The organism is Actinomadura montaniterrae (assembly GCF_008923365.1).
GTDB lineage: Bacteria > Actinomycetota > Actinomycetes > Streptosporangiales > Streptosporangiaceae > Spirillospora > Spirillospora montaniterrae.
The window spans coordinates 1-6,187 of sequence record NZ_WBMR01000371.1 but is presented as its reverse complement, the minus strand read 5'-3'; the positions used below and the strand labels follow the sequence as shown (position 1 = coordinate 6,187).

The following is a 6,187-nucleotide window of genomic DNA, read 5'->3' as shown; positions in this document are numbered from 1 at the left end:
AAGGCCAAGCGGCCGCGGCCGGCTCCGCCGGCGCCCGCGGCCAAGAGCGCGGCCGGCGCCCCCGCGGCGCCCCGGCCGTCGCTGGACGCCCCGGCCGAGCCCGACGATGAGGTGGAGATCCCCGTCCAGCCCGTCGACGTGCCCGACGACGCCCTGGTGTTCGTCGTGCGCGGACGCAAGCGCTACCACCTCGACACGTGCCGGCAGCTCGCCGGGCGCGACACCGAGGAGCTCACCTACGCGGAGGCCAAGGAGGAGGGGTTCAGCCCCTGCACCGCCTGCATGCCCGACACCGCACTGGCGGCGCGCGCCGCGGCGTCGGGACCCGGGTCACCGGACCCGGGCAGGACGGTCGCGGACGGCCCCGACCTCACCAAGCCCCGCGTGGACCGCTCCGCGGCCGGTGCGGAGGGCGGCCTGGCCGGGCTGGCGAAGCCCGCGCACGCCGCCCCCTTCGCGCCGCACTCCGCGCCCGCGCCGTTCGACCCGACCGCGGAGATCCCCCGCGTGCCGGAGCCGGGCGAGCCGGAGCACGACCGCCCGGCGGCCGGGCACCGCGAGGAGCCGCCGGCCGGCCGGGTGCCGTCCGCGTGGTCGTCGTCGCCCGCCGACCCGGACCCCGAGCCGGAGGCCCCCGCCGCGTTCCGCAGCCCCGCCGGTCCGACGCTGACGGACATCCCCGTCGCCGGCCCGCCGCCGCGGGAGCCCGAGCGGGCCGAGGAGCCCGCCGTCGAGCCGCAGGCGGCCGAGGAGCCGGAGCCCGAGCCGGAGGCCGCGTCCGCGGCGGAGAGGCCCGCTGCGGCCGGATCCGCGCCGGCCGACGTCACCGCCGACTTCGGTGACGACCCGCTGAACCTGGGCGACGCGGCGGCGCCGCGGCCCCGCGACGCCGATGACGCCGCTGTCCCCGAGCCCGCCGCGCCCGCCGCGGACGAGCGGCCGGCCGAGGCGGCCGCGGACGACGGCTTCGACGACCTCGACGAGCCCGCCGACGCCGGGGACGCCGACGACGGCGGCCCGCAGGTCCGGATCCTCAGCGGCACGAAGCGCTACCACCGCACCGACTGCGCGCTCATCGAGGACATCGGCGACGAGGCGGACGACCTGGAGGCGCTGTCCCGCGCCGAGGCGAAGGCCCGCGGCTGCACGCCGTGCCTCGTCTGCCAGCCCGACCGCGAGCACGCCAGGGACTGACGGCCGCACGGCTCCCGCCTCCGTGCCCCGCCGCCGGACGGTCCTGTCCCGCGGCGGCGGCCGGGGGCGCGCTCGCCGTGGAGGGCGGGCGGATCAGCGGTGGCGGCGGCGTTCGGCGCGGAGTTCGCGGAGGCGCTCGCGGCGCTCGTCGCGGCGGCGGTGCATGTCGGTGTGGCGTTCCAGCATCCGCTCGTGGTGCTCCTCGATCCGCTCCATGTGCCGCCGGTGGCGTTCCAGCTGCCGGTCGTGCCGGGAGCGCTTCTCGCCGATCTCGCGGCGGCGCACGTTGATCCCGCCGAAGATCACCATGCCGGTCAGCCGGATCAGCGGCGCGTCCGGGTCGATGACGTCGTCGGGCAGGTCGGCGCCGCCGAACACCATCGCGGCGGAGTTGGTCACCCGCACGCCGGGCGGCACCGTGATGTCGATGCCGCCGAACAGGCAGCTGACGTTGACGGTGACCTCGCCCTGGCTGAGGACGGCCTGGCGGAAGTCCAGGTCGACGCCGCCGAACACGCAGGACACGTTGGTGGTCGGCTCGACGAGCCAGCGCCCCTTGCGGGTCGCGCCGCTGAAGACCGCGACGAGGCCGGCCGACTGCCGGACGGGCGGCGGCAGCGCCGCCTCGTCCTTCTGGAGCCGGACCTTGGGCCGGGGCGCCTGCTCGGACGGCAGGTCGGCGAGGAGCGGGTCGAGGTCGGCGTAGGTCTTGGCGCGGTAGACGGCGTCGATGCGCTCGGCGTGCTCCTCCGGCGTGATGCGGCCCTCCGCGAGGGCCTCGCGGAGACGGTCGGCGACCTGGTCGCGGTCGGCGTCCGAGGCGCGCATGCGGGCCGGCGAGTCGGGCTCGGAGGGCTGCTCGGGAAGGTTCACGGGACCATCATCGCAAACCCGGCACCGCAGACGCGATGTGTCGCGAAAAACCCGCGCAGCGAGCGCAGCGGGCATGCCCGACGACGGACGACGCGTTTCGCGCGGAGCTCCAGCAGAGCGCGATCGCGTCGTCCGTCGTAACGGGGGTTCCAGGGGTCGCCCCCCTGGAATGGTTACGACTTGCGGAGCCAGTACGTCAGGCCGAGCTCGTCGTCGCGGCCGGCGGTGAGGCCCTCCGGACGACCCTCGGTGACGGACGTGGCGAGCACCTCGGCGCCGACCTCGGCGCCGTGGGCGCGCAGCGCCTCGGCGAGGTCGTCGCCCGCGGCCTGCCACCACAGCTCGATCCGGTCGGTGACCTCCAGCCCGGCGGCCTTGCGGGCCTCCTGGACGAGCCGGACGGCCTCCCGGACGAGCCCGGCGCGGCGCAGCTCGGCGGTGACGGTGAGGTCGAGCGCGACCGTCTCGCCGGCGGCGCTCTCGACGGCCCAGCCGCTGCGCGGCCGCTCGGTGACGATGACGTCGCCGGGGGACAGGCTCACCGCGCCGACCCCCTCGGCCTCGACCTCGGCGGTGCCGGCGTCGCGCAGCGCGTGGACGAGCGCGGCCGGGTCGGCGGAGGTGACGGCCTTGGCGACCTTCGGGGTGTCCTTGGCGTACCGCTTGCCGAGCTCCCGGAAGTTCGGCTTGACCTCGTACTCGACGAGGTCGCCGCCGATGGACGACAGCTCCTCGAACGCCTGGACGTTCAGCTCCTCGGCGATCTGGGCGCGCAACTGCTCGGGCAGCGCCGTCCAGCCGGCGGCGCCGACGAGGGCGCGGCCGAGCGGCTGGCGGGTGCGGACGCTGCTCGCGGCGCGCGCGGACCGGCCGAGCTCGACGAGCCGCCGGACGAGGGCCATCTGGGCGGTGAGGTCGGCGTCGAGCAGATCCTCGTCCACGGTGGGCCAGTCGGCGAGGTGCACCGACTCGGGGCCGCCCTCGGGCCGGATCACGTCCCAGACGTGGTCGGTGATGAACGGGACCATCGGCGCCATCAGCCGGGTGAGGGTCTCCAGGCACTCGTAGAGCGTCGCGAACGCGGCGGAACCCTCGGGCGTCTCGGGGCCTTCCCAGAAGCGGCGGCGGGACCGCCGGACGTACCAGTTGGACAGGTCGTCGACGAACTCGGCGAGGCGGCGGCCGGCGCGGGCGGTGTCGAACTGCTCCAGCGACGTGTCGACCTCGCGGACGGTGCGGTGCAGCTCGGCGAGCGCCCAGCGGTCCAGCAGCGGGCGGTCGGCGGGTGCGGGGGCCTCACCGAGCCGGTCCGGCGTCCACGCCTTGCCCTGCGCCTGCGCGGCGTTGGCGTACAGGACGAAGAAGGACGCGGTGTTCCAGTAGGTCAGCAGGACCTTCCGGACGATCTCCTCCAAGACGGGGTTGCCGACCCGGCGGGACGCCCACGGCAGTCCGCTGGCGAGCATGAACCAGCGCAGCGCGTCGGCTCCGTGCTGGTCCATCAGCGGGATGGGCCGCAGCACGTTGCCGAGGTGCTTGCTCATCTTGCGGCCGTCCTCGGCGAGGATGAGGCCGAGGCACAGGACGTTCTCGTAGGACGACTTGTCGAACACCAGCGTCGAGACGGCCATCATCGAGTAGAACCAGCCGCGGGTCTGGTCCTGCGCCTCGCAGATGTACTGGGCGGGGAAGGTGTTCTCGAAGACGTCGTTGTTGCGGTGCGGCGCGCCCCACTGGGCGAACGGCATGGAGCCCGAGTCGTACCAGGCGTCGATGACGTCGGGGACGCGGCGCGCCTCCGTTCCGCACTGCGGGCAGGGGAACGTGACGTCGTCCACGAAGGGGCGGTGCGGGTCGAGCGAGGACATGTCGCTTCCGGTGAGCTCGCCCAGCTCCTTGAGGGAGCCGACGCAGGTGATGTGGTCCTCGTCGCCGCACACCCACAGCGGCAGGGGCGTGCCCCAGTAGCGGCTGCGGGACAGCGACCAGTCGACGTTGTTGCGCAGCCACTCGCCGTACCGGCCCGTCTTGACGGTCTCGGGGAACCAGTTCGTCCTCTCGTTCTCCTCGAGGAGCCGGTCCTTGATCTGGGTGGTGCGGATGTACCAAGCGGGGAGCGCGTAGTACAGCAGCGGCGTGTGGCAGCGCCAGCAGTGCGGGTAGCTGTGCTCGAAGTGACCGCCGCGGTACAGCAGCCCGCGCGCGCGCAGGTCGTCGGTGAGCGGCTCGTCGGCGTCCTTGAAGAACTTGTTCCCGACCAGCGGCACCTCGCGCAGGAACCGGCCGTCCGGCCCGATCGGGTTGACGATCGGCATGCCGTAGGTCTTGCAGACGGTCATGTCGTCCGCGCCGAACGCGGGCGCCTGGTGGACGAGCCCGGTGCCGTCCTCGATCGTCACGTAGTTGCCGAGCACGACGTAGTGCGCGTCCGGGATGTCGACCAGCTCGAACGGCCGCTTGTACGTGGTGCGCTCCAGCTCGCGGCCCTCGTAGGTCGCGAGGCGCTCGGCGCCCTCGCCGAGGACCTGGTCGACGAGCGGCTCCGCCACCACGAGGATCTCGTCGGACCCGGCGGGGCGGGCGGCGACGTAGGTGACGTCGGGGTGGACGGCAACGGCGGTGTTGGACACCAGCGTCCACGGCGTCGTCGTCCAGATCAGCAGCGCGGCGCCCATCTCGGCGAGCGGCCCGGACGTGACCGGCATCCGCACGTACACCGATGGGCTCGACACCTTCTCGTACCCGCCGGGCTGGCCCAGCTCGTGGTCGGACAGGCCGGTGCCGCAGCGCGGGCAGTACGGGGTGATGCGGAAGTCGCGGAACAGCAGCCCCTTCTCGAAGACCTGCTTCAGCGACCACCACACGGCCTCGACGTACTCGGGGTCCATCGTCCGGTACGCCTGGTCGGTGTTGACCCAGTAGCCCATGCGCTCGGTCATCTCTTCGAACGCGTCCACGTGGCGCAGGACCGATTCGCGGCAGCGGTCGTTGAACTCCGCGACGCCGTACTCCTCGATGTCCTTCTTGCCGGTGAGGCCGAGCTCCTTCTCCACGGCGACCTCGACGGGCAGGCCGTGGCAGTCCCAGCCGGCCTTGCGGGGGACGTGGTAGCCCTTCATCGTCTTGAAGCGCGGGAAGATGTCCTTGAACACGCGCGCCTCGACGTGGTGGACGCCGGGCATGCCGTTCGCGGTGGGCGGGCCCTCGAAGAAGACCCAGGGGGTCCCGGACGCGGTGCGCTCCAGGGACCGCTCGAAGACCTTGCTCTCCCGCCAGCGGCGCAGCATGTCCCGCTCCATGGCGGGCAGATCGACCTGCGCGGGCAGCGGCCGGAAACTACGGCTCACTTGGGCGGACCTCCGGATCGACGTAACGCGTGCACGTGGACCGGAGGGACGAGACGCCTGCCCGGACCGGCCGAGCGGGGACCCGCGGTACCACCCTCCTTGACCGCGCCGGCCCGGTCGCCCGGACATGCGCGGCCCGCTTCGTTCGAGTCTCGGCTGCCGGGTCTACTGGGCCCGCGGGCGCGGCGACGCGTCCGGGACGGTTCTTCCGGCGGCTCCGGGGTGATCAGGCCGCCGCGCTCGCCCCCGGGCTCGCACCGTCCCCGGGTCGCTCATCGCTGCGTACGGCGGCAGGTGTCCCCATCACGGCCTGCCAAAAAGACTGCTGCCCCGACTCTAACGCACCCGGCGCCCGCCCTCTTCCCGATTACCGGCCCCCGCGGGGGCCTCGCCGGTGCCTGACCCCGGCTGTGAGGTTCCTTTGCGATCTCCTGCTATTCGCTGGAGTTTCCTTGTGAGCGGGCCCCGGGCATAAGCGGTCGGTAACCGACCCAGGGTGTTTACCCGGCCCGCGAAAGGGGACTTATGCTGCCCGCACTGCCTGTCGAGGCGATCAGCGCTGAGGAGGCCACCATGGCCGGCGCGGGGAAGGGCGCGGTGCCCTCTGGAAAGGCGGCGCCGTCCGCCGAGGCGGGGTCGTCCGCGAGGACGGCGGCCGCAGGCAAGAAGGGCCGGAGCGCGCGGCAGGCCCCCGCGAAGGCGCCCGCGGCCAAGGGCGCGGCGGGCACGGCGCCCGCGACCAGGTCCGCCGGCGGCTCCCGGGCGGCCAAGCC

The 6,187-nt window shown here is 74.0% G+C and carries 2 protein-coding genes and 2 pseudogenes; 2 read left to right on the top strand and 2 right to left on the bottom strand.

All coding sequences use genetic code 11. The features are described from left to right. Positions 1–1,194: pseudogene (locus tag F9B16_RS51965) on the top strand (hypothetical protein); the annotation flags it as partial. 93 nt (positions 1,195–1,287) lie between these two features. Here F9B16_RS51965 and F9B16_RS48715 read toward each other — a convergent pair. Both F9B16_RS48715 and ileS read right to left on the bottom strand, forming a co-directional pair. Beyond that, on the bottom strand, positions 1,288–2,067 hold the full coding sequence (locus tag F9B16_RS48715) for a DUF1707 SHOCT-like domain-containing protein (RefSeq protein ID WP_318839301.1): 780 nt from the start codon (positions 2,065–2,067) through the stop codon (positions 1,288–1,290). Between the two features lie 173 nt (positions 2,068–2,240). Further along, positions 2,241–5,414 carry an isoleucine--tRNA ligase gene (ileS, locus tag F9B16_RS48710; protein ID WP_225992642.1) on the bottom strand — a complete coding sequence of 1,058 codons (3,174 nt, stop codon included), beginning with the start codon at positions 5,412–5,414 and terminating at the stop codon, positions 2,241–2,243. Between the two features lie 573 nt (positions 5,415–5,987). On the opposite strand from ileS, the pseudogene F9B16_RS48705 reads away from it, so the two are divergent. Beyond that, positions 5,988–6,187, top strand: a pseudogene (locus tag F9B16_RS48705) (hypothetical protein); the annotation flags it as partial.